This is a genomic window from Phaeodactylibacter luteus, assembly GCF_007993045.1.
In the GTDB taxonomy this organism is placed as follows: domain Bacteria; phylum Bacteroidota; class Bacteroidia; order Chitinophagales; family Saprospiraceae; genus Phaeodactylibacter; species Phaeodactylibacter luteus.
On sequence record NZ_VOOR01000152.1, the window covers coordinates 1 to 1,029 of the forward strand.

1 protein-coding gene is annotated in these 1,029 nt (G+C 56.2%); it reads right to left on the reverse strand.

Annotation, left to right across the window (positions count from 1 at the left end; all coding sequences use genetic code 11):
- Positions 1 to 1,029 (reverse strand): transposase (locus FRY97_RS22555; protein WP_170254844.1); only part of this gene is annotated, 1,029 nt, incomplete at both ends.

Below are 1,029 nucleotides of genomic sequence, written 5' to 3' on the forward strand. Positions count from 1 at the left end.
TGCTCCATGTTTTTGCACGGCAGAATTGTGAACACCGCCCTGATGCTCTCCCAGAGCTTTATCCTGGTCTTGAGCCCGCGCAGCACGGCCTGGAAAAGCTGGCAGGAGGCCTGTTGTATCTGGTCCACATAGAACGCCAGCATCATCAGGTAGGCGAAGATGGTGCACAAGTTCTCCTGCCCATGGCCATAGTTGTGCTCAAAATGGTACGACTGGTTCTTGAGCGTGTTGAACGTTTCATTCTCTATTTTCCAGCGGCTGCGGCCCATGCGCATGACCTTGTACGCTGTAGCTTTCGTCAGTTTGATGCTCGTTGCCCATGTGAATACCTGCGTAGCACCATTGGGCGCAGTCCACTCGTAATACATCAGGTTCACCTTCAGCCCTGAGCTGCTGTTGAGCTCCAGCCCATTGGCGCAGCCAAAGCAGTGTGTGCCCCCCTCTTCCTCTATAGCGTGCCATTTGACCTGCCCTTGATCGTCAGCCTCGTCAAACTGCCGGTACAGGTGTTTGTGGCTGTCGGGTTTCACGCCAATGATGAACGCCCAGCTGGGCACACTGCACAATGCCTTCACTACTGGCGCACAGCTGTACAGCGCGTCGCACACAAATACCATATGCTCTTCGGCATACAGCCCTTTGAGGTGGCTGAACAGCCGCTGGGCGGCGTTGCGCTCGCAGTCGTTCTTCACTGCACCGTCCTGCTGTACGATCGGCTCGTTGTCCAGCACCAGCACTTCTTTTTTGTCTGGGTGGACAATCGCCGCACTGAGCATCGCATGGTAATAGGAAGTACTGCCGTCGCGGTGGCTGCGCTCCAGGCAATGCTTGCAGTGCACTGTCTTGCTACAGAAATGCTCTACCCCGTCGACGCTTACCACCAAATGCTTGCCCCAGTAGCGGTAAGCATCCAAGAGCCCCATGTCCGACACCCGCTTGAACAGCAGGTGGAAGCCTTCCCGGAGCTTGGCCGGCGATGCCTGGTCCAGTATATTGCGCAGGGTATTGTCTGTGGGGATGCGCTCAATC